The organism is Acinetobacter sp. RF15B, assembly GCF_007558235.1.
Lineage (GTDB): Bacteria > Pseudomonadota > Gammaproteobacteria > Pseudomonadales > Moraxellaceae > Acinetobacter > Acinetobacter lwoffii_C.
The window spans coordinates 1-22,531 of record NZ_VLSR01000018.1 but is presented as its reverse complement, the minus strand read 5'-3'; the positions used below and the strand labels follow the sequence as shown (position 1 = coordinate 22,531).

General features: G+C 42.8%; 25 protein-coding genes. 12 read left to right on the top strand and 13 right to left on the bottom strand.

The annotated features are described in order from the left end of the window. Nucleotides 1–6 precede the first annotated feature (6 nt). Both cydX and E2K74_RS11825 read left to right on the top strand, forming a co-directional pair. Entirely contained in the window at nt 7–108 is a 102-nt protein-coding gene (cydX, locus tag E2K74_RS11830) for a cytochrome bd-I oxidase subunit CydX (protein WP_002120988.1), read from the top strand. Between the two features lie 3 nt (nt 109–111). Further along, nucleotides 112–411, top strand: coding sequence for a cyd operon YbgE family protein (locus tag E2K74_RS11825; RefSeq protein ID WP_151203216.1), 300 nt, complete (start codon nt 112–114; stop codon nt 409–411). Between the two features lie 99 nt (nt 412–510). Here E2K74_RS11825 and rodA read toward each other — a convergent pair whose 3' ends face one another. The 6 genes from rodA to E2K74_RS11795 form a co-directional block, all read right to left on the bottom strand. Continuing rightward, entirely contained in the window at nt 511–1,650 is a 1,140-nt protein-coding gene (gene rodA, locus E2K74_RS11820; RefSeq protein WP_151207803.1) for a rod shape-determining protein RodA, read from the bottom strand. A 117-nt stretch (nt 1,651–1,767) separates the two neighbouring features. After that, the gene (gene ispD, locus E2K74_RS11815; protein WP_151207801.1) at nt 1,768–2,478 is read right to left on the bottom strand and encodes a 2-C-methyl-D-erythritol 4-phosphate cytidylyltransferase; all 711 of its coding nucleotides are present in this window, start codon (nt 2,476–2,478) and stop codon (nt 1,768–1,770) included. After that, the gene (locus E2K74_RS11810; protein ID WP_151207799.1) at nt 2,450–2,833 is read right to left on the bottom strand and encodes a septum formation initiator family protein; all 384 of its coding nucleotides are present in this window, start codon (nt 2,831–2,833) and stop codon (nt 2,450–2,452) included. Before E2K74_RS11810 ends, ispD begins: the two co-directional genes overlap by 29 nt. Before the next feature lie 17 nt (nt 2,834–2,850). Then, nucleotides 2,851–4,140, bottom strand: a complete 1,290-nt coding sequence (gene eno, locus E2K74_RS11805; RefSeq protein ID WP_151207797.1) for a phosphopyruvate hydratase — start codon at nt 4,138–4,140, stop codon at nt 2,851–2,853. 60 nt (nt 4,141–4,200) lie between these two features. Then, entirely contained in the window at nt 4,201–5,058 is an 858-nt protein-coding gene (gene kdsA, locus E2K74_RS11800; protein ID WP_151207795.1) for a 3-deoxy-8-phosphooctulonate synthase, read from the bottom strand. A 31-nt stretch (nt 5,059–5,089) separates the two neighbouring features. Then, a complete protein-coding gene (locus E2K74_RS11795) occupies nt 5,090–6,730 on the bottom strand; it encodes a CTP synthase (RefSeq protein WP_151203222.1) in 1,641 nt (546 codons plus the stop codon). Between the two features lie 226 nt (nt 6,731–6,956). Here E2K74_RS11795 and E2K74_RS11790 point away from each other — a divergent pair, with 226 nt between their 5' ends. Next, on the top strand, nt 6,957–7,394 hold the full coding sequence (locus E2K74_RS11790; RefSeq protein ID WP_201798535.1) for a hypothetical protein: 438 nt from the start codon (nt 6,957–6,959) through the stop codon (nt 7,392–7,394). 58 nt (nt 7,395–7,452) lie between these two features. On the opposite strand, the gene E2K74_RS11785 is transcribed toward E2K74_RS11790, so the two are convergent. The 3 genes from E2K74_RS11785 to E2K74_RS11775 all read right to left on the bottom strand — a co-directional run bounded on the left by E2K74_RS11785 (nt 7,453) and on the right by E2K74_RS11775 (nt 11,279). Further along, a complete protein-coding gene (locus tag E2K74_RS11785) occupies nt 7,453–8,553 on the bottom strand; it encodes a YheT family hydrolase (RefSeq protein ID WP_151207791.1) in 1,101 nt (366 codons plus the stop codon). A gap of 69 nt (nt 8,554–8,622) precedes the next feature. Beyond that, nucleotides 8,623–9,033, bottom strand: coding sequence for a nuclear transport factor 2 family protein (locus E2K74_RS11780; protein ID WP_151203225.1), 411 nt, complete (start codon nt 9,031–9,033; stop codon nt 8,623–8,625). A 221-nt stretch (nt 9,034–9,254) separates the two neighbouring features. Beyond that, the gene (locus tag E2K74_RS11775; protein WP_151207789.1) at nt 9,255–11,279 is read right to left on the bottom strand and encodes an NADPH-dependent 2,4-dienoyl-CoA reductase; all 2,025 of its coding nucleotides are present in this window, start codon (nt 11,277–11,279) and stop codon (nt 9,255–9,257) included. Between the two features lie 164 nt (nt 11,280–11,443). Between E2K74_RS11775 and E2K74_RS11770 the strand changes: the two genes are divergently transcribed. The 5 genes from E2K74_RS11770 (at nt 11,444) to E2K74_RS11750 (ending at nt 15,529) form a co-directional block, all read left to right on the top strand. After that, a complete protein-coding gene (locus E2K74_RS11770) occupies nt 11,444–11,977 on the top strand; it encodes a PadR family transcriptional regulator (protein ID WP_151207788.1) in 534 nt (177 codons plus the stop codon). A 35-nt stretch (nt 11,978–12,012) separates the two neighbouring features. Next, nucleotides 12,013–12,963 carry an alpha/beta fold hydrolase gene (locus tag E2K74_RS11765; RefSeq protein ID WP_151207786.1) on the top strand — a complete coding sequence of 317 codons (951 nt, stop codon included), beginning with the start codon at nt 12,013–12,015 and terminating at the stop codon, nt 12,961–12,963. A gap of 15 nt (nt 12,964–12,978) precedes the next feature. Next, complete coding sequence (locus E2K74_RS11760; RefSeq protein ID WP_151207784.1) at nt 12,979–13,677, top strand: SIR2 family NAD-dependent protein deacylase; 699 nt, start codon at nt 12,979–12,981, stop codon at nt 13,675–13,677. 245 nt (nt 13,678–13,922) lie between these two features. After that, complete coding sequence (locus E2K74_RS11755; protein ID WP_151207782.1) at nt 13,923–14,261, top strand: hypothetical protein; 339 nt, start codon at nt 13,923–13,925, stop codon at nt 14,259–14,261. 371 nt (nt 14,262–14,632) lie between these two features. After that, nucleotides 14,633–15,529 (top strand): LysR substrate-binding domain-containing protein, encoded by an 897-nt coding sequence (locus tag E2K74_RS11750; RefSeq protein WP_151207839.1) that lies wholly within the window; start codon nt 14,633–14,635, stop codon nt 15,527–15,529. Nucleotides 15,530–15,794: 265 nt separating this feature from the next. Here the strand turns inward: E2K74_RS11750 and map are convergent, their stop codons facing one another. Beyond that, nucleotides 15,795–16,589 (bottom strand): type I methionyl aminopeptidase, encoded by a 795-nt coding sequence (gene map, locus E2K74_RS11745; RefSeq protein ID WP_151203230.1) that lies wholly within the window; start codon nt 16,587–16,589, stop codon nt 15,795–15,797. A 346-nt stretch (nt 16,590–16,935) separates the two neighbouring features. Between map and brnQ the strand changes: the two genes are divergently transcribed. After that, nucleotides 16,936–18,222, top strand: coding sequence for a branched-chain amino acid transport system II carrier protein (gene brnQ, locus E2K74_RS11740; protein ID WP_151207780.1), 1,287 nt, complete (start codon nt 16,936–16,938; stop codon nt 18,220–18,222). 596 nt (nt 18,223–18,818) lie between these two features. After that, a complete protein-coding gene (locus E2K74_RS11735) occupies nt 18,819–19,034 on the top strand; it encodes a hypothetical protein (RefSeq protein WP_151203232.1) in 216 nt (71 codons plus the stop codon). Nucleotides 19,035–19,135: 101 nt separating this feature from the next. Here E2K74_RS11735 and E2K74_RS11730 read toward each other — a convergent pair whose 3' ends face one another. Continuing rightward, complete coding sequence (locus E2K74_RS11730) at nt 19,136–19,594, bottom strand: hypothetical protein (protein ID WP_151207779.1); 459 nt, start codon at nt 19,592–19,594, stop codon at nt 19,136–19,138. Between the two features lie 115 nt (nt 19,595–19,709). Here E2K74_RS11730 and E2K74_RS11725 point away from each other — a divergent pair, with 115 nt between their 5' ends. Together E2K74_RS11725 and E2K74_RS11720 are read left to right on the top strand one after the other, a co-directional pair. Next, nucleotides 19,710–20,576 carry an alpha/beta fold hydrolase gene (locus E2K74_RS11725; protein WP_151207777.1) on the top strand — a complete coding sequence of 289 codons (867 nt, stop codon included), beginning with the start codon at nt 19,710–19,712 and terminating at the stop codon, nt 20,574–20,576. 381 nt (nt 20,577–20,957) lie between these two features. Then, nucleotides 20,958–21,443 carry an Lrp/AsnC family transcriptional regulator gene (locus E2K74_RS11720; RefSeq protein ID WP_151203235.1) on the top strand — a complete coding sequence of 162 codons (486 nt, stop codon included), beginning with the start codon at nt 20,958–20,960 and terminating at the stop codon, nt 21,441–21,443. A 207-nt stretch (nt 21,444–21,650) separates the two neighbouring features. Here E2K74_RS11720 and E2K74_RS11715 read toward each other — a convergent pair whose 3' ends face one another. After that, the gene (locus E2K74_RS11715; RefSeq protein ID WP_151207775.1) at nt 21,651–21,872 is read right to left on the bottom strand and encodes a hypothetical protein; all 222 of its coding nucleotides are present in this window, start codon (nt 21,870–21,872) and stop codon (nt 21,651–21,653) included. 21 nt (nt 21,873–21,893) lie between these two features. Next, nucleotides 21,894–22,445, bottom strand: a complete 552-nt coding sequence (locus E2K74_RS11710) for a hypothetical protein (RefSeq protein ID WP_151207773.1) — start codon at nt 22,443–22,445, stop codon at nt 21,894–21,896. Between the last annotated feature and the right edge of the window lie 86 nt (nt 22,446–22,531).

The window sequence follows — 22,531 nt, the reverse complement described above, 5'->3', positions numbered from 1 at the left end:
GAAATTATGTGGTACTTTGCATGGATTCTCGGTATTTTGATGGCATGTTTCGCTGGTGTACTCAGTGCACTTTATATCGAACATCATCAAGATCTGGATGAGGAATAAAACATGACTCAAACTGCGATAGAAAATCAGGTAGACAAGAAACCGAACAAGTTTGCGATGATGATTTCCTGCCTATTGGCCTTTCCTCTCGCAGCGGTCCTACTGGTGCATCCTGCAGCAATGCTGGATGCCAATGGTGAATATAGCCACAGTGCCATGATGTACATCATGATTGGCATTTCAGGCGGCTTTGTTCATGGTGTGGGTTTTATGCCCCGCCACTGGTTCTGGAAATGGCTATTTAGCCCGTTTCTGGCCTGGCCTTTAATGATCTGGGGTTATTACACTTGGTTCCTGAGTTAAATGTTTAACTGCAAAAACAAAGCCCTCAATTGAGGGCTTTTCTATTTTTAGAGTTCTATACGCGCTTAAAGCTGCTTGCCGTCTAATTAATTTTAACAGTTAACGATGCGTATGAATCGACATGACAATACCCATTCCGGCCAGCAAAGAAATTACAGCGGTTCCGCCATAACTCATGAGCGGTAGAGGGTCACCCGTTACAGGTAAAATTCCGCTGACCATTCCCGAGTTTAAAAATACAAAAAAGAAAAAAGTCAGCCCTGTTGCACCCGCATAAAGCCGGCCGAAATTATGAAAACTTTGCAGACCGATCATCAAACAACGAATAATAATAGCGCTAAAGAGACTAAATAATAAAAATACCCCAATAAAACCAAATTCCTCAGCATAAGTCGACATGATGAAATCGGTGTGATGTTCCGGCAGATAACCCAAGTGTGACTGTGTGCCTTCAGAATAACCCTTGCCGGTCATCCCTCCAGACCCGATGGCAATTTTGGACTGGATAATATTCCAGCCTGCGCCCAGTGCATCAGATTCTGGATCAAATAAAGTCAGCACACGTTTCTTTTGATATTCCTGTAAAAAGAACATCCACAGTAATGGCGCTACGACCGCCAATGCAGCGAATGCCGCAAAAATCAAGCGCCAGGATATCCCACTTAAAAACAGCACAAAAATGCCCGGAATAATCAGCCCGATGTTTAAATCCGGCTGCAATGCCACCAGCACAAACGGAATCATCAGCAAGATCAAGGCACCGATGATATGCACCAGTTTCGGTGGAAACGGCCGCAAAGAGAAATACCAGGCCATCATCAAAGGCATGGCAAATTTCATCAGCTCACTGGGCTGCATACTGCCGACACCAGGTAAGCTAATCCAACGTGTCGCCCCTAAACGTTTTTCACCAATCACCAAGACCAGCAATAGCATAAAAATCCCAAAGACATAAAAATAGGGGCTGGCCGCCTGATAAACTTTTGGAGGAATCTGTGCACAAATAAAGAGCAGCACAAAACCGATCCCAAAACTGATCGCCTGACGTACCACCATTCCTGAATCTTGGGCGGTCGCGCTATACACCACCATCAAACCCAAAATAGCATTTAAGATCAGGAAGCTCAGCAACCAGGGATCAAGATGCAGTTTTGCCCATCGAGAGGAATTATGCTTATTTATGCTGCGTCCATCGCGTAAAGCATGACGCAAAAACCGATACTGCTGGGAAGGTATCATTGGCCTAAAAACAGAAAATAAAGGATGGCAAAATTATAAGTTAAAGCAGCCCAGAATAAAGCCTCATAACCGGAATTATTAGGCTTTTCTGAGAATATATTTTAATGACAGAGTATTTTAGCTTTGTGCGGCCAAAATCAGTTTAGCCAGCTCCAGATCATCCGGATAGGTAATTTTGAGATTATCTGAGCGCCCTTGCACCACACATACTGGCTCACCTACATGCTCCAGCGCACTGGCTTCATCTGTAATAGCAGCACCATCTTTCAAAGTCTGCTGAATGGCTCGCTTTAAGCTGCTCAGTCTGGCCATTTGCGGGGTCTGTGCCTGCCACAGCATCAAACGGTCAACGGTATGTTCAATCGCCTGATCTTTGGCCACACGTTTTAGAGTATCTCTTACTGGAATGGCCAGAATGGCCGCCTGATCTTTTTCTATAGCGGTATGAACCAGTGTTTCCAAAGACCCCAGGCTGACACATGGACGTGCTGCATCATGCACCAAGACCCAATCATGCTCAGAGGCAATAGCAGATAAATAATCCAGTGCATTAAGCACCGAATGCACCCGCTCGGCACCACCCAGACAAAAGTGGGCTCTGTCCCGATGGGCCAGTGGCAACGTTTTGGCCACATCATCATTGGCACCAATCGCCAGTACATAGCCAGCCAATGGTAAATGGTTCAGACGCGCGACCGTATGCTCAAGCACCGTCTGCCCGTGAATCATTTGATATTGTTTCAGTTCTGTTTTGGAAAAACGGCTACCTGAACCTGCAGCTGGAAGAATAACCCACAATTTATGGTGTGACTGTATCAGCTGACTCATTGGTTTTCAGGTCTACCTTAGTATTTGGATGTAAATAAATCGGTTGATATTGAGTACTGATCGTACTCATTTGTATAAATGTTTCATGCGGCTTGATCAAGCCCAAATCTAGTCGCGCATGTTCCTCGATGGCTTCAATACCATTCTTCAAATCATACACTTCTGCTGCAAGAATACGATTACGTTCTTTCAGGTCTTCATTCAATTCCATTTGTTGCTGGATTTTTTGAGTAAGCTGCTGGTGATCTTTATAACCACCCTCACCAAACCAGTATAAATACTGAAACCCTGCGATCAAAATGATCGCAAGGCCCAATAATATTTTACTCATCGTAGAGTCGAATACATTTAACATAAATAGCATTCAATCGCTTAGTTCAAACCTTTGAACTCAGCTTTACCGCGGTATGCAGCATTTGTCAATTCTTCAATACGAAGCAATTGGTTATACTTCGCTACACGGTCAGAGCGGCAAAGTGAACCGGTCTTGATTTGACCTGCTGCTGTACCCACCGCAAGATCCGCAATGGTTGAGTCTTCAGTTTCACCTGAACGGTGTGAAATTACCGTTGTGTAACCATTTTCTTTTGCAAGATAGATCGCATCTAAAGTTTCAGTCAAGGTACCAATCTGGTTATATTTAATCAGAATTGAGTTACCCACTTTTTCATTGATACCACGTTGCAAGATTTTAGGGTTGGTCACAAACAAGTCATCACCGACCAATTGAATTTTGTCACCCAGAATAGAAGTCAGGTAAGACCAGCCTTCCCAGTCCGATTCATCCAGACCATCTTCAATTGAGATGATTGGGTATTGGTTGACAAGACCTGCTAAATAGTCAGAGAATTGATTGCTGGTAAATGCTTTATTGCCTTCACCTGCAAGAATGTACTGACCATTTTTGTAGAATTCTGAAGATGCACAGTCTAGCGCAAGCATAATGTCAGAACCTGCTTTGTAGCCAGTTTGACCAATTGCTTCAAGAATCACAGTGATTGCTTCTTCGTTAGAACGTAAGTTCGGCGCAAAACCACCTTCATCACCTACAGCAGTGTTTAAACCTTTTTTGTTTAATACTGATTTGAGGGAATGGAAGATTTCAGCACCTGCACGTAATGCTTCAGAGAATGAAGTGAAGCCTACAGGCTCAATCATAAACTCTTGAATATCAACGTTATTATCCGCATGAGAACCACCATTGATGATGTTCATCATTGGTACAGGCATGGTTAAAGTGGTTTGACCACGTAAATCCGCGATATATTGGAAAAGAGGAATTTTCTTTTCATCGGCAGCAGCACGCGCAGCAGCAAGAGAAACTGCAAGTGTCGCGTTAGCACCTAATTTTTCTTTGTTTTCAGTACCATCAAGCGCAATCATCGTGTTATCGATATCTTTTTGCTCGAATACTGATTTACCAACCAAAGCATCACGGATTACGGTGTTGACATTATTAACCGCAGTTTTAACACCTTTGCCCAAATAACGTGCTTTGTCGCCATCACGAAGTTCTAAAGCTTCACGAGAACCAGTTGAAGCACCAGAAGGTGCACATGCACGGCCAACTATGCCAGATGCTAAGATTACGTCTGCTTCGATGGTTGGATTACCACGAGAGTCCAAAATTTCACGTGCACGGATGTCAACGATTTGACTCATGAACAATTCCTCAGTTGATTAATAACGAGATGCTTTAGATGGCATCAATAAGTCTATAATTTAATGTGTATCTAGTTTTTGGAAGCCTTTGACCAAGGTATCCAGTTCTTTCAGCTGCGCTAGGAACGGCTCAAGTTGAGACATACGCAATGCGCACGGACCATCACACTTGGCTTTTTCCGGATCTGGATGTGCTTCTAGAAATAAGCCCGCCAAGCCAGTGGCCATACCCGCACGCGCCAAGGTACTAATTTGAGCACGACGGCCACCAGCAGAGTCTGCACGACCACCTGGAGTTTGCAACGCATGAGTGACATCGAAGAATACCGGAACATTCATTTCCTTCATGATGTCAAAGCCCAGCATATCTACAACCAGGTTGTTATAGCCAAATGCTGAACCACGCTCACACAGAATCAGCTTGTCATTCCCGGCCTCCAGACACTTATGCAGAATATGACGCATTTCATGAGGTGCCAGGAATTGTGCTTTTTTGATATTAATAATGGCATCTGTTTTTGCCATCGCTTCAACCAGATCGGTCTGCCGGCTTAAAAACGCTGGTAGCTGGATAATGTCTGCTACTTCTGCAACAGGAGCCGCTTGGTACGGCTCATGTACATCGGTGATAATCGGCACATTAAAGTGTTTTTTAATGTCAGCTAACCACTCGAGACCTTTTTCAAGGCCCGGGCCACGAAACGAGTTCAGGCTTGAACGGTTGGCTTTGTCAAAGCTGGCTTTAAACACATAAGGAATACCCAAACGTGTACAGATATCGACATAAGCCTCTGCGATTTCAAAAGCCAGGTCTTTAGACTCAAGTACATTCATTCCGCCGAATAATACAAATGGCAAATGATTTGCCATTTGTATATCGCCTAAACGTACAATTTCTTGTGGTTTTAATGATGACATTTAAACTTCCTAGTGCCCTGTCCTGCAATTATTATTGGCTTTTTTGGTGCTGTTTTTTCGCAGCATCAATAAAGCTAGCAAATAATGGATGACCATCACGTGGTGAACTTGTAAATTCCGGGTGGAATTGTACTGCAATAAACCAAGGATGTGCAGGAATTTCAACAGTTTCCACCAAGCGCTGTATCGGAGAATAACCTGAAACCTTCAGGCCTTTTTCTTCAAGCACCGGGATATAACGGTTATTCATTTCATAACGGTGACGATGACGTTCGATAATTTCTTCCGAACCATACACTTCACATGTCTTTGTGCCCGCAACCAGTTCAGACTTTTGAGCACCAAGTCGCATCGTACCACCCAGATCAGAATCGGCATTGCGCTGCTGAACTTCACCGCGCTCATCCAACCATTCAGTGATCAAGCCAATCAATGGAGATTTAGTCGAGCGGTTAAATTCCGTAGACGTGGCATCTTTAATACCCGCAACATTCCGCGCGTATTCAATCACAGCCAGTTGCATACCCAAACAAATACCCAAGAATGGAATGCCATTTTCACGTGCGAACTGAATCGCTTGCATTTTCCCTTCTGTACCGCGCTCACCAAAACCACCTGGAACCAGAACTGCATCTGTATCTTTCAATACGACATTGACGTCCTGACTTTCCAGTTCTTCAGCATTGACATAGTCAATCTGAACTTTTACGCGATTTTGAATGCCAGCATGTAACAGTGCTTCGTTCACAGACTTATAAGCATCTGGAAGTTCAACATATTTACCGACCATCGCAACACGGACAACGTATTCAGGATTCAGTAAAGTTTCTACCACATTGTCCCAGTCAGTGAGATCTGCCTCTGGAAGATCGGTGTAGCCAAAACGTTCACAGATCAAATCATCAACGTCTTGTTCATAAAAAGTACGCGGAATTTCATAAATCGTACGGGCGTCTTTACACACCACAACTGCACGTGCTTCCACATTGGTGAACAAGGCGATTTTGCGTTTGGTATCTGCATCGACATCATGTTCTGTACGGCAAATCAGGATATCCGGCTGAATACCGATGGACAGAAGTTCTTTAACTGAGTGCTGGGTTGGTTTAGTTTTTAGTTCAGCTGCAGACTTAATGTATGGGAGTAACGTTAAGTGCATCAGCATCGTACGCTTGTGACCAAGTTCAACCATTAACTGACGTACGGATTCCATGAATGGGAGAGATTCAATGTCACCGACTGTACCGCCGATCTCTACGATCGCAACATCATAACCCTCGCCTGCGCGAAGGACACGTTCTTTAATATTGTCAGTAATGTGTGGAATAACTTGTACTGTACCGCCCAGGTAATCACCACGGCGTTCTTTATTCAGAACATCCTGGTAAACACGGCCTGAGGTGAAGTTATTCAGTTTGGTCATTTTCGCACGACGCAAGAAACGTTCGTAGTAACCCAAGTCTAAATCTGTTTCAGCACCATCTTCTGTAACAAAAACCTCACCATGCTGGAATGGGCTCATTGTCCCTGGATCGACATTAATGTATGGATCCATTTTTACCATGGTCACTTTTAAACCACGAGCTTCTAAAAGTGCAGCAACAGAAGCAGCTGAAATACCTTTACCTAGTGATGATACAACACCACCAGTCACGAAAATAAAATGGGTCATTGGGTTTCTCGTACAATCGAGCCTAAATCGGCCTGCAATGTTGCGCAATTTTACTTTACTCTGTACCAATAAAGCAAAGTCAATCCGCATCAATTCATAGAACAATAAACAATTGATTATTTTAACAGCAATTCAAATAAAAAATTACCGTAAGTTCATATGATTTTTATCTGGTATTTTGCTGCTATAATAGTGCAATTCTCTCCACCCTTTTCTGTTTGATGTAATGATGATGAAGAAACTTTTAATCTGTACCGCAATCCTGACAGGTCTTACATTGACCGCCTGTGTAAAAAAAGAAGCTCCGAAAGAAGAAGAACAAGTTGAAGTTACTCCAGCATCAGAAGTTACAACCTCTGAGCCGGCTCAGTTTGAACCACTTGAGCCTGTGGTAGAAGAACCGGCAGTTGAAGAAATTCCACCAGCTGTTGAAGTTCACCGTGAGGAAACTGAAAATACAACCACCGAAATCCGTCGTGAGATCAAACAGCCTGCGCCTGTTGAACCTGCTCCCGCTGCGCCTGCAGAGAAACAAGTAGAACCGGCTCCAGCTCCAGAGCGCGCTCCTGTAGCAACACCAAAGTCTGGCTCAGAGACCAGCAAATCTGAAGATGATGCTGTAGCAGATGCGATTGCTGCGGCAATGCCAGCACTTGAAAATTAATCGGGATTGACTGATTTTAAAAAACCCAGTTTTCACTGGGTTTTTTATGGTTTAAGCATCAGGTGGGGGCTTTAGATAATTGCAACAGATAATCCGCCATTAAACGGGTCGCCCAAGAGTCGGTCTGCATTAAGCCTTGATAAAACCCGCAATGACTGCCTTTACGTGTGGTGACCACCACAATATTTGGCATTGCCTGAATGACTTCTTTATAAGGTTCCAGATTCTGGATATGACAGACCGGATCATCTTCAGCATTCAAAATCATTAAGGGAATTTTAATATTTTCAAAAACATAAATTGGATTTGTGGCTTTGCTATAACTTTCATAATCCTCAAATCCAGCCAGACGATAATACATTTTTTCAAATTCCGACAGGTCTTTTACCTCAAGCAGTTGCTTCCAGGTCGGATATACCTGCCAGATTTCCTGATAAGGTTGAATAAAGCGCTTAATCAGTTTTTTCGCCATCACTTTACTATAAAACGGATGTACATACGCAAATCCGGTTTCAGTGTTATAGCCCGGGCACAGAGCAAACGCGGCTTTGAGTGGCGTTTGCTCTCCTTCTTCTCCCAGATAACGCACCAACAAACCGGTACCTGCCGAAGAACCGACGCCATACAGCTCAGATTTCGGAAATTTATCCTGAATATAAAGCAACTGTTCACGTAAATCCTGAGTAGAACCAAACAGGTTCATTTTAGGCACGGGCATCGGCAAGTCCGCATGCCCGCGACGTAAACACAGCGCCACGCGCCAGCCGGTATATTGATGCAAGTCACGTACCAGCTCCCGCATGGACTCAGGAGAGCCTGTAATGGTGTGGAGCAGAACAATAGTGGGCGTTCTTGGCGGCAATTTGAGTCCATACCAGGCAATGCCCGTAATGCCACCATCTGACATGGTCAACTGCTCAAGCACATCATATTGTAGCTTGATAGTTCGTTTTTTAATCAGGTCTAAATATAAAATATGCGCATGTGCATTGGATAACCAGGGTGTCGGACGGTATTTTTGTTTCAATAAGGGTAAGCGTTCAACAACACCCGAGAACACCCCATTGGGGTTGTAATACAAGGTAGGAAGATCTGCGCCGCTAAAACGATCCAAATATTCACTTGAAAGCTGGCCCAGTTTTTTAAGCAACATTTTCATCTGTCTTCCCCTTCTAGTTTTACTATCAGTTGCTACAAACTTTATGTCGACTTGAGTCAATGCCAGAAATTAAGTATTAGCCTGAAAAGCCAGAATCCGCTGGCCCATCTCTAAGGCTAAAGCTTCAAGTCCAGATTTTGGTCGGATCATCACTTCAAAATCAATAATCTTCCCTTCATCATTGAACTGAATCATGTCGATTCCTTTAAGTTTTTTATCGCCGACATTGGCTGAAAACTCAAGTACAACATTGTTACCATCCTCACTGAGAAACTCTCGATGATAGCGAAAGTTTTCAAAGACCTGTATGACGTTGGTCAAAATAAAAAACACCACCTGCTTGCCGGAATAAGGTGTAAATGCCACAGGTGAGCGAAATACCACCTCCTCTGCAAGCAGTTCATTCAAGATTGACATATCGCGGCTTTCTAACATTTCATGCCAACGCGTAATAGATTTTTTTATATATTCGGTGCCCATTTTGGCTTCCTTTTTTGTTATTGAAAAATTAGGCTTCCTCTAGCTGAAGGAAAAAGAGCTCATACTTCCTTCTATCCAGTGCCTCTTTCCTTTCAAGAGAGGACTCAGGGAGAAAATTGTTTCCAGCCCTACCCCTGAATATTATGTAACGAAACTCTTCCCAACCCCTCATTGATAAAGGGAGGGGATTTCTTACCTTTTAAAAGAGGGCTGGAAGGCAATTAAATCGCCGCAGCCAGTTCGGCACCCTGACGGATAGCACGCTTGGCATCCAGTTCACCGGCCTCTTTGGCTCCTCCAATCAGATGCACATTTTTACCTGCAGCTTTCAGTTCATCAAACATAGCTGTATATGATTCCTGACCTGCACAAATCACCACATGATCTACTTCCAGCAGCATAGGTTTGTCATTGACCGTGATATGCAGTCCCTGATCATCAATCTGGTTATAACTGGCGCCCGCGATCATTTTTACATCACGATGTTTTAAGCCGGTGCGGTGAATCCAGCCGGTAGTTTTACCCAGACCTGCACCAACTGAAACGGCTTTACGCTGTAATAAATAAATATCACGATTTGATTTTTCCAGTTCTGGCGCTTTCAGGCCGCCTACCTGGTTATATTCGGTATCAATCCCCCATTCATCATAGAATTTTTGCGGGTTAACACTGCCGCTTTCACCTTCGTGACTCAAGTATTCTGCGGTATCGAAGCCAATTCCTCCGGCACCGATAATCGCGACCCGCTGACCTACCGGCTTACGCTCTTTCAGCACGTCCAGATAGGACAGTACTTTAGGATGGTCAATACCCGGAATCGACAACTGGCGTGGTGTTACTCCAGTTGCCACTACAATGTCATCAAAACTTGAGCTGACAAGCTCTTCAAAACTGGCGCTATGATTCAGCTTTAATTTAATACGCGGCTGAAGTTCAATCTGACGTTTGAAATAACGTAAGGTTTCATAAAACTCTTCCTTGCCCGGAATGGTTTTGGCTATATTAAACTGTCCACCAATCTGCGCCGCCGCCTCAAATATAGTCACGTTATGCCCACGATTGGCAGCATAGACTGCGAAACTCAGACCGGCCGGGCCAGCGCCAATTACGGCAATATTTTTTGCATCATTGACTTCTTTAAAAATTAATTCAGTTTCATAGCAAGCTCGCGGATTGACCAGACAGGTGGCAACCTTCATCGAGAAAATATGGTCCAGACAAGCCTGATTACAGCCGATACAGGTATTAATTTCATCACTGCGCCCCTGCTCTGCCTTGAGGACAAACTCAGAGTCAGCCAGCATCGGACGTGCCATGGAAATCATGTCGGCATCGCCCGAGGCCAGTACATATTCAGCCATTTCAGGCGTATTGATCCGGTTAGAGGTGATCAGTGGAATATTAACCAGACCTTTCAGCTTGCGCGTTACCCAGGTAAAGGCTGCTCGTGGCACTTTGGTGGCAATCGTCGGGATACGTGCTTCATGCCAGCCAATTCCGGTATTGATAATCGTTGCACCAGCTTTTTCAATTTCTTTTGCCAGCTGAACCACTTCTTCCAGCGTTGAGCCACCCTCGACCAGATCCAGCATAGAAAGACGATAAATAATAATAAAGTTCTCACCGACCTTTTCACGGGTACGGCGAACAATCTCGATCGGGAAACGAATGCGGTTTTCATAGCTCCCCCCCCACTCATCATCACGGTGATTGGTACGTGCGGCAATAAACTCATTGATCAGATAGCCTTCTGAACCCATGATTTCTACGCCATCATAACCGGCATACTGGGCCAGTCCGGCGCAGTTAGTAAAATCATCAATGGTTTGCTGCACTTCTGCAGAAGTTAAAGCATGCGGTTTTACCGGATTAATAGGGGCCTGAATAGGTGACGGTGCTACATTTTCAGCCTGGTAGGAATAACGCCCGGTATGCAGAATCTGCATGGCAATCTTACCTCCCGCCTCATGGACGGCCCGGGTAATCACTTTATGCTTTTCTGCTTCTTCAATTGTGTCGAGCTTGGAGCCACCTTGAAAGGTCACACCATGATCATTGGGGGAAATCCCGCCTGTAACGATTAAAGCCACACCACCTTTGGCACGCTCCGCATAAAAGGCTGCCATCCGCTCATAGCCACCTGGTACTTCTTCAAGACCTACGTGCATTGACCCCATCAATACCCGGTTTTTTAAAGTGGTAAAGCCCAAATCCAGTGGGGCAAGTAAGTTGGGATATTTAGACATTTCTACTCCTGAGCGTGCGTTTATGCTGGCTATTGTTTTACAAGCTGACCATTTTCTCCCTCAACTATCAGCTTTAATGCAACTTGTTGCACTATTTTATATGTCAGAATTGATTTTTATGCAACATGTTGCATAATAATCCTGAGTCATTTTTTGAGACGTCTATGTCTTTAGCCCACGTTCTGCTGACCAGCCTGATTGAAAAACCCAGTACCGGTATTGAACTGGCACGCCGTTTTGACCGTTCCATGGGATTTTTCTGGAATGCCACCCATCAGCAAATTTATCGTGAATTAAATGCCATGTTAGGCAAAGGCTGGATTTCTACCCTGAAAGAAGAAAATGCCCAGTCACGTAAAAAAACCTATCAGGTCGAGCGTCTGGGCCGTGAAGAGCTGACCAGCTGGATGCTTGAGCAAAGTCCGCCAGCACAATTGCGTGAAGAACTAATGGTACGTTTACGGGCCGAAGCGCAGCTTGGAGGCAATAGCACCTTGTCTGAACTTGAACGCCACCTGGAATTGCATAAAGAAAAATTAAAGACCTATCAGCAGATTTTTGCCAAGGATTTTGCCCAAGCCGATGAAAATGACCGTACCTTGTATATTCACAAAATGATTCTGCAACTGGGTATTGATCAGGAAACGGGCTGGATTCACTGGTTAGAACAGCTCATTCCGCGTCTCAAACAATTTTAAGGTAATTACAATAAAATACACCCTGGAGTATAGCCATGCCTTTTTATACCATGCCCGATGCTGAACAACTGTTTGTCCGCGAATACGGTCAGGGACAACCGGTGCTGGTATTATCCGGTCTGGGCATGCTGAGCTGGCAATGGGCTGCTTTTCTCTATCCGCATCGAAAAAATTTCCGTTTTATTATTCCTGAATGGCGTGGCTTTGGCGCATCCGGCAACTGTAAAATCCCGTCCGATCTGGATGCCATTTCCAGTCACTGGCAAGATGTACGTTCGGTTCTAGCCCAGTTAAATCTGGACAAACTCATGGTAATTGCTTATTCCATGGGTGCCACGACGGCGATGCATGGCCTGCATTATGATCACTTTGCCCAACATATTTCCGCCTATTTACATATTGATCAGTCCCCTAAAATATCGGTAGACGATGCTTGGGCATTTGGACTTTTTGGTTCGCGCCATCAAGAATTTATCGGGATTTTGCAGGAGATTTCCCTGCTTCTGGCTCAGCATGTCCATCTTGGCTCCATCCGGAAGCTGGAAAGCTCAGTACGTGCAGCGCTGGCTGCTCTATGGCTGCGCTTTATACAACTGCAAAATGGAGATAAGCTCAGCTTAAAATCCTGTGAATTTATTCTGAATCAGCCGCGTTTGCAGGGTCTACTGCTTCCCACTCAGCGCATAGACTATATGCTGTGGTATATCAACAACTATCTATATCACCGGGAAGACTACCGCGCAGCTCTTAGCCAACTCTCTTGTCCAGTAACCTTCTTTAGCGGCGTTCAGTCCAGACTCTATCCCTTTGAAGGTCAACGTTTGATTTCAGAAAGCCTGCCACAGGCCAAACAGGTACTATTTAACAAATCTGGTCATGCTCCTTTATTGACTGAACCGGTCAAATTTGCCAAAGAACTGTCCAGATTTCTGAAAGAACATCACCCCGCACCCTCGACAGTAAACTCGTTCGGAACAGCAATTTAACCCAGGAGAATGGCGATGAAAAAACTGGTGGTCTTTTCCGGTGCAGGCATAAGCGCCGAAAGCGGAATCAATACTTTTCGTGACAGTGATGGGCTTTGGGAACAATATCGTATTGAAGAAGTCGCCACTCCTGAGGCCTGGGCTAAAAACCCAGAGTTGGTACAACGTTTTTATAATGCACGGCGCAAAAATATTCTGGAGGCACAGCCCAATATTGCCCACCAGCACATTGCGCGCTTAGAAAAAAATTATGATGTCTATGTCATCACCCAGAATATTGATGACTTACATGAACGTGCGGGCAGCTCCAAAGTCATCCATTTACACGGCAACATCCGGCTGGCCAAAAGCTCTGGTCCGGACGCAGAAAATACCCGGGAATTCTATTCCGTGGAAGGCGCCGAGCTGAATCTGAACAAGCATTTTTGCAGGCAAGGTTATCCATTACGCCCGCATGTGGTCTGGTTTGGCGAAGCGGTGCCGGCTTATACAGATGCCCAGCTGTGTGTTGCAGATGCAGATATTTTTATCGTGATTGGTACCAGCTTACAGGTCTACCCAGTGGCCGGGTTAATTCATGACATTCCTGCCAGTTGCACCGCCCACTATATTGACCCCAAAGCAGAGCAACAGCATCTTCCTGCCCAGTTTCAGAAAATTGCCAAGACAGCAACCGAAGGCCTGTCGATTTTAGTGGAGCAGTTGCAGTCCTGAATATCAAACCGTACATAGTTGGTTATTGATATAATCATCAAAACAGTCTCTTAGTTTTTAACCCACCCTCATTAGCCCATGTTGCGACCCAACTTATGTCATTTTTGGATAAATACTTTTTAGATGCAGGATCGATAACAAGCTCTTTTTATGCAGCAAACAATATGTTAAACAATTAATTATTTAAAAAAATTTAGTTATATTCTGCCATACCGAACTAAACTCATAAGCGTTGAGAAAGATGAATGTACCATCCAATTTTTATAATACATATCACTTATCTAAGAGTAATAAATGAAAAATTAGTGGTAGTTGCTTATACGGAACGGTTAAGTTCTTCATCAATGAAGACAGTTATACAAGGTATCTCTGTCATTGCAGCTGATGTCGTAAAGAGGGGTACTGGAGCAGACTCATCTACTTTGCTGAATGAAAGATTATTTGATTGGGTTTCTGGTATAGATTCTATTGGAAAATTTAGACAAGACTCAGGTTTTACTTCTTGCTTTTGTACAGGCTGTGGTTCTCTAATTCCTAAAAAGTTAGAGATAGCTCGTTCATATGGATTCCACCTGGATGATTAAAAGAAATGCCAGTAATTAAGAAAAGATGGGCATTCTGTCTTCATCCAAAGGGTAATTGGTCACCTGCAATACAACTAGACTTGGCCTCCTTAGAGTGACCCAGTTGGAGTGGGCTAGCAGTTTATTTTGATTAAGCTAATTTAATAGTTTCTAAAATGAACCCAATACTCTCTATAAAAGCCCTTTAAGAACAAGAGGATTAATATTTTCAAAAAACCTATTCATACCGAATGGGCTTTTCCTATGAGCAACGATGAATCGCGTCATGTTGAATAATTGCCTTGTCCAATTTTTTTTAATCAGCTGCAATTGACACTATGCAACAATCAGACTTTAATCAGCATATTGTTGCATATATGGAATCAAAGAAAATGCTGACGGATCTGGATGACTTTTATTGCTTTGCCCAAGTGGTCGAATATGGCGGCTTCAGTGCTGCTGAACGTGCTACGAATATTCCCAAGTCCAAACTAAGTCGACGCGTTTATAATCTGGAAGAACGTTTGGGCGTCCGTCTGATTCAACGCAGTTCACGCCATTTTGCCGTGACCGACATCGGCATGAATATCTACCGGCATGCCCAGGTCATGCTAAATGCCGCACAGGCTGCACATGATCTGGTGGATCATTTAAGTACCGAACCACGTGGCGTAATTAAAGTCAGTCTGCCAGTTTCAATGGCTCAAAATGAAATGGCCAAAATCCTTCCAGACTTTCTCAAAAAATATCCAGAAATCAAGATTCAGATGCTGGTGACCAATCGTCGTGTCGATATTATCAATGAAGGATTTGATCTGGCCTTAAGGGTTCGATCCAGTCTGAATGATGATCCAAACCTGGTGATTCGCCAGCTTGCCAAACTGGAGCAGCATCTGTTTGCAAGTCAGGGCTATCTAAATCAATTCGGTGATCTTAAAAGCCCTGAGCAACTGGCCGACCACAAAATTCTCAGTATGGTTGAAGAACATAGTGAGCAATTTCTGGTCTTGCAAAATGGACAGCAGCAAAAGAAAATCCAGGTTAGCCCAACCGTATGCGGTTCAGACCTAAACATGTTGACCCAGCTGGCCGCCTCGGGATGTGGCGTGGCCTTATTGCCGGATCACGTCGTCGAACACTACCTACAACGTGGTGAGCTGGTACAGATCTTACCTGAATGGAAAGCAGCCCACGGGATTTCCCATGTTGTTTATCCATCACGTCGCGGCCTGTTGCCTGCGGTGCGGGTATTTATTGACTATCTGGTAGAGCAGCTACAACAGGATTAAAGTTGAGATAAACAGACTTTGAAAGAATTTTCGCTCACATAAAAAAAGCTCATTTTCTAATAAAAATGAGCTGGAAACTACACGACAGCACTTGAGTGAAAAGAGGAAACATCTAGGCTAAACAAGATAAATATAAGCTTTGTCAAAGCTCGAAACCACTTCTTGCTGTAGTCTTTTGTAGGCTTTCGTCCACAGAATACTAGCTGCTGTAAGTTATGTGAGCCGGTGTAATGGGTTACTGTATTTTCATTGGCTATAGCAGAATTTAAATTTCCGGATATTCCCCAGTGCCTTCAGGCCATGGCGATAACAGTTCAAAGCCTGTTTCAGTCACGGCAACCATATGTTCCCATTGCGCAGACCAGGATTTGTCTGCGGTGACCACCGTCCAGCCATCTTTAAGTTCTTTGACCCGCGCTTTGCCCATATTCACCATCGGCTCAATCGTAAAGACCATACCCGGCACCAGTTTAATGCCCTGCCCCGGTTGTCCATAATGGAGAATATTCGGCTGTTCATGATACACCTTGCCAATCCCATGCCCACAATATTCTCTGACGATGCTATACCCCTCCCGTGTTGCCACAGTCTGAATGGCATAGCCAATATCGCCCAGTGTTGCCCCCGGTTTCACGGCATGGATACCGGCCACCATTGCCTCATAGGTCGTATTAACCAGACGCTTCGCTTCAGCTGATGGCGTACCGACATAGTACATACGGCTGGTATCACCAAAATAACCATCTTTAATAATAGCGACATCAATATTGATAATATCGCCGTCTTGCAAGATGGTTTTGGCAGAAGGAATACCATGACACACCACTTCATTTGGAGAAATACAGGTGGTTTTGGTATAACCATAATAGCCAATATTGGCAGGTGTCACTTTCAAAGTATTGACAATAAAATCATGGCACAGATCATCCAGATATTCAGTGCTCACCCCTGCTTTCACGTGCGCTCCAATCATCGCCAGAACCTGCGCGGCCAAGCGCCCGGATATGCGCAGTTTTTCAATATCCTGCTCGGTTTTAAGACTAATGGCTGGCGCTCGCATCAATTTATCCTCAATCTGAATCATCCAATTATAGTCCTTTTTAGCTGAGAATGCCGAGGTTCTTGGGCTAGCCAGGCATTTAACGTTAGGCAAAACAATTTTTTAATGCTGACTATTTATACAAACAATAAAGTTTTCAATTTATTGTAAATTCTGAATAATTTGTCAGAAAAATATAGATTTTATTTTTCTTTAAAAATATCAATAACATATCTCCACCAAATTTAGAATATCTGTTTACTCACTTAGCAAGAGCAATACGATCAGCGCCTTTCCAGCTAAAATAAACTCCAAAAACCCGTACAGATATTCTAAAATCTATTTTTCATTTTACTACTCTCCCTTTATGACAAGTCTCCGTACTCGGGATATTGTTGCCTTGGGTTTTATGACCTTTGCACTATTTATTGGTGCAGGTAACATTATCTTTCCACCGATTGTGGCGCAACAGGCCGGTGAACACGTATGGTTAGCTGCTTTCGGTTTTCTGATTACTGCTGTCGGCTTACCAGTTATCACTATTGTTGCATTATCTCGTGTTGAAGGTTCTATCCAGATTTTAAGCTCGCCTTTGGGCAAAGCCGCCAGTATTTTGCTGACTGTGATCTGCTATCTAGCCGTCGGTCCTTTATTTGCAACTCCGCGTACCGCCACCGTTTCTTATGAAATCGGGTTTTCTTCCTATTTCGGTAATGAATCCAGTAGCCTGCTAATTTATAGCAGTATTTATTTTGCTGTCGTGATGCTCGTTTCCCTGTATCCGAACAAGATTCTGGATACTGTCGGCTATTTTCTCTCTCCGCTTAAGATTATCTCCCTGATTATCTTAGGAGTGGCCGCTGTCATGATTCCGGCTCAGGCACCACCTGCACCAATCAACAGCTATATTGACAGCCCGGTTTCTGAAGGGATTGTGAATGGTTATCTGACCATGGACACCTTGGGTGCTCTGGTTTTCGGTATTGTGATTGTAAAAGCAATTACATCGCGTGGCGTAACGGACAAGAAGCTGATTACCAAATATGCAGTGAATGCTGCGATTATTTCGGGGATCGGTTTAACCCTGGTTTATCTGAGCCTGTTTAAACTGGGTCTGGGTAGTCATGAAGTTGCTCCAAATGCGGCCAATGGAGCGGTTATTCTGCATGCGTATGTGCAATATGCCTTTGGTGACATGGGCGCATACTTCCTGTCCGGCATGATTTTTATTGCCTGTATGGTAACTGCAATCGGCCTGACCTGTGCCTGTGCAGAGTACTTCTCCAGCCTGACCAAAATTCCGTATAAAGTTCTTGTCCTGATCCTGATTGGTTTTTCGCTGCTGATATCTAACCTCGGTTTAACCAAACTGATTGCAGTTTCAGTCCCGGTATTAAGTGCGATCTATCCACCCGCCATTACAGTTATTATGCTGAGCTTCTTGACAGGCTTCTTTAAGAAACCATCGCATGTCATTGCTCCAGTGACCTTGGTTGCCTTGATCTTTGGTATCTTTGATGGCTTAAAAGTTGCCGGTTTCAGTTTACCTGCTAGCTTAGAGAGCTTGCCACTTTCTGAACAAAATATGGCCTGGTTTATCCCCTCCATGATTGTTCTACTGATTGCAGCTGTGATTGACCGTATTAGAAACTAATCTTTCTAGCATGTTGAGGTCATAAAAAAGCGAATTTTTACCCAAAATCCGTTTTTTAGCGTGATCAATAATTGTCAGGTTTTACCCAAACGGACATTTATTGTTTACACCCTGCAAAGCCCTGTTAGCGCAAATAAGTCAAAAATTGATATAAAAATAGCAAAAAACGATTTTTTTTACTGGATAGCTTGGCACAATAAGATTTATAATCTGGCTCAAATAAAAATATATTTATGCGTTTTAAATACTTAAGGTTTTTGACTTAAACCAAAATCACCTCCCACTTATACAAACACTTACACAAAATTGATTATTTCTCCATCAGTTAAGCGTAAAATTTTTCTCTTTCACCTAAGATGAATCTAAAAAGTTGCAAACTTTTGCAATTGACGTTCTGGCCTTTGGCATGCAACTATAATTCATTTTAAATCAATTGTTTATGCAGATACTTGACTAAAGTCAAGCTTTTTCACTGTGAAAGCTTTCTGGAACAGTTGCAAAAGCTGAAATTAAACAGTACAACTGTATATTCAATTCTGACTAAGTTACTCTATTTTAGTCATTTAATAAGATCAATAACTATAGGAGAAATGGAGATGTTATCAGTACATTTCAACAAGCAAGTCTTCATTGATGCTCTTAAAACCAATACCGACTTGGTGACCTTTTTAAGCACTAGCATCGCGCTCATGCTGACTTTATTTGTTCATTGTTTAATTCAAGGCAATTTAAAACTTGAATATTTCGGTTATGCGATGATTGTCTCGATGGTCTTTTTCCTCTGGGCCCTCGTTGACCAGAAATACCGCTAATCACTTCCTCAATTTTTAGATTGCCCCAGATGGATGAGCTGCCCCCTCATCCATCTGGACAGAAAAAATCATAACGCATCCAAAATAATAAAAGATAGAACCTAAAATAACCCTAAAACTGCACCATACAGCAAGATTCCTGTCCCTCCTACTTCTGTAATAATTAGTCCTAGCATAGCGACTGTCATCAAAATACCAGGGAAATTCCACCTGCCCAATTGATGCGGTGTCTTAAACTGATTCGTGGTATCTCTCAAATAGCCGTGCAGAATATAGGCCCCGATTGAAAAGCTGAAAAAGACTATATTCACGATGACACAGATCAAGTTAAGCGCTGCGGAAAATGCCGATACATAAGCGAGTACCGCCAAAATCAAGGATGCAGGTGCATAGAGCAAACTACTACGATGTGCAATATCAACATAATAATGCGCCCGAGATTGTGCAGAGTTCCGGATCTGCCAATATTTCCACACGCCGGTCAGCATGCCCACCCACAAGAAAATCCCACTAAAAATGATGGCAATTTTGACTGCCAGATCAAGTGCTGCTACTTCCATAGTTTTATTCCCTATCGTCATCCTACTGACTTTTTAGTCATTATTTGAGCGAGTTTCTTTTTAGAACTGGTGTACATTAAATCAATCATTCTGATTTAAAAATATAGTGTAGCTTATGTCTAAATTTGAAACATTGACCCTAAACTGCCAAGATGGCTACCAATTAAGCGCATGTTTTTATGAAGCATCTGCATCCAAACAACAACCCTATCCAATTTTAATCTGTCCAGCGACGGGAATTACCAAACAGTTTTATCATCGTTTTAGCTGCTGGTTACAGGCACAAGGCTATGCCGTCTTGGTCTTTGACTTTCGGGGAATTGGTCAATCTTTATATGGACCTTTAAAACAGTCGACAGCCAGCATCGTGCAGTGGGGACAGCAGGATATTCCTGCGGCAATTGATGCTCTTTTAGATAAAACTAAGGCTGAACGGCTCATCTTGCTGGGTCATAGTGCAGGTGGACAGCTACTCGGCCTTGTGCCAAACCATGCAAAAGTGGCTAAGGTAATTGCCATTTCTGGCTCCACAGGCCATATCAAAGGCTTAAAAGGGCGAACCAAATTACTGGCACCCCTCATGTTTGATGTGATTTTTCCCTTATCACGCTTCACTCTTGGCTATGGACCCACCCGTGCCATTGGGATGGGAGAAAACCTACCCAAAGATGTAGCACGTGAATGGGCACAATTTTGCAGCAAGCCAGGTTATGTAATCAATGCCATTGGTAAAACCGTGACCCGACAGCAGGATTATCATGCGCAAATTGAGTGTCCTATTACGGCCATCTGGTCTACAGATGATGAAATTGCTACCGAAGCCAATGTAAAAGACCTGTTACGCCTGTATCCAAATGCTGCAACAAAAACCATTGAGTTGAATCCTTCCACTTTAGGACACAAGGCGATTGGGCATATGTCAATGTTCAAATCTTCACATGAAAACTTATGGCCTATTATTGAAAAAGAAATTGCAGCTTAGGCTATTTTTAGCTCAACAATTCAAGTAAGCCTCGGCCCTTTAACAGAAGCTCGACTTTAAATTGTTCGAATGGTCTACTACAAAGCCAAAACTTTAAAGTAGACCCTCTTTTTTATATCCTGCTATTTTAGGCAAGCACTCCTTGAGAGAATCACCTCAAGATTAACCATGACATCCGATTTGTTAAATAAGATAAAAGCTGCATTTACCATTGCTGTCACTAAGCCTCAATGCAAAGTGGTATTTTCAATTTTTTGGTATGATCTTTTTTAAGCTTGACTACTTTTAGTGCAAGCGCACACTCATATACACAATGTATGTTCACTTCCTGGTTATCAATGGTATAACTTATTTATATGTTTTAATTTGCTTTCTTTCAACATGACTGATAATGACTACGTATTGGATCGCATTGATCGCAAAATTCTCCGAGAACTTCGCAAGGATGGTCGCCTAAGTGTGACCGAACTGGCGGAGAAAGTAAGCCTGTCCACATCTCCCTGCTGGACGCGCTTAAAACGCCTGGAAAATAATAATATTATTGAGGGTTATACTGCCAATATTAATGCCAAAGCCTTAGGGATTAATGAGCTGTTCTTTATTGAAATCACGCTTGAACGTCATGATGATGAAATCTTAAATGAGTTCAGTGAAGCCTTAGCCAATATGCCTGAAGTGGTAGAAGCTCATCTGGTCACGGGTGATTATGATTATCTGGTCAAAGTCGCAGTGAAAAACTCTGAACACTATGAACGTTTTTTGCGTAAAAACTTATATTCCATGAAAGGGATTCGTCACACCCGTTCGATTTTTGCCCTGCGTCCTTTAAAACTGGCCAATAATACGGATTTGTTGATGATTGAATAATCTGAAAAGAAGGATCAGTTATCTCACACAAGCGGATATATTTATGTTTTAATACGCTCAGTATGAGATGAGCCTTATATGAGTATAACGTGAGTTATACGACTAGCCCCTAACCATGGGGCTTTTTATTGTCTGAATATTTTAAAACATATATAAAAATGGGCTGACGATAACGCCAACCCATGTTTTTCTTTATCGAATTAAATATTATTTTGACTCAATGTCATAGACCCAATTTCGTGCCTGTTTGTCTGTGGTCGTTTCACAAACGTAGTAATCGTGATCCCATGAATCAGGATGGAATATTTCCTTTTTGGTATAGGTGACATTTTTGCCTTTTTCGACGCAGATAAAGCTGTCACCTTGGTCTTTGACTTGCGTTCCGTTGAGGAAACCGCCAATACAAAGGAAGCGGGATTGTTTGGGCATAGTTTATTAGCTAATTAACGATTATAAAGATACAAAATCATGCTCTTTTAAAGCATATTTTTCAATAAAATCTGTATATGATTTTAAATTCTGAATAGTTTTTTCGATATTAATTAATTTTGCTTCTTCATCTTTAACTAAATATTCAGTTGTAAGAATTGTCATTGTTTCGCCATTACCAAAACGTACCGGTTTTTTAAAACTTAAATTCTCTCGCTTCGCCTTTTCTACATAATATTTATAACAATAATTTCTAAATTTAGTGTAATTTTCAGGTTTTAATGCATTTATTTTCAAAACAAGTTTATCTTCTTGAATTTGAAGGTATTGCCAACAACTCTCATTTTTTTGAAAAGCCCACCAATAACCCATAAATCCACCATTTTGGTTAGGAACATATCCCCAATTACCATTGTTTAACTCTTTTTGAAGATACTTAAAAAATCCAATCCAATTTTTATGATTCCACTCTTGCTTAGTAGTAAATGCATTAACTTCATTTTCAATTGAATTTATATGTTCTTTAAAGTCACTTAGATTAGCATTTGAAGTGCAACACCATGTTGTTGCCATAATACCTGACTCGGACTTTTAAAGCCGAGTCTTTTTCTTGGACGATGATTCAAGCGCTGAGTAATTTCTGCAATATATGCATCCGT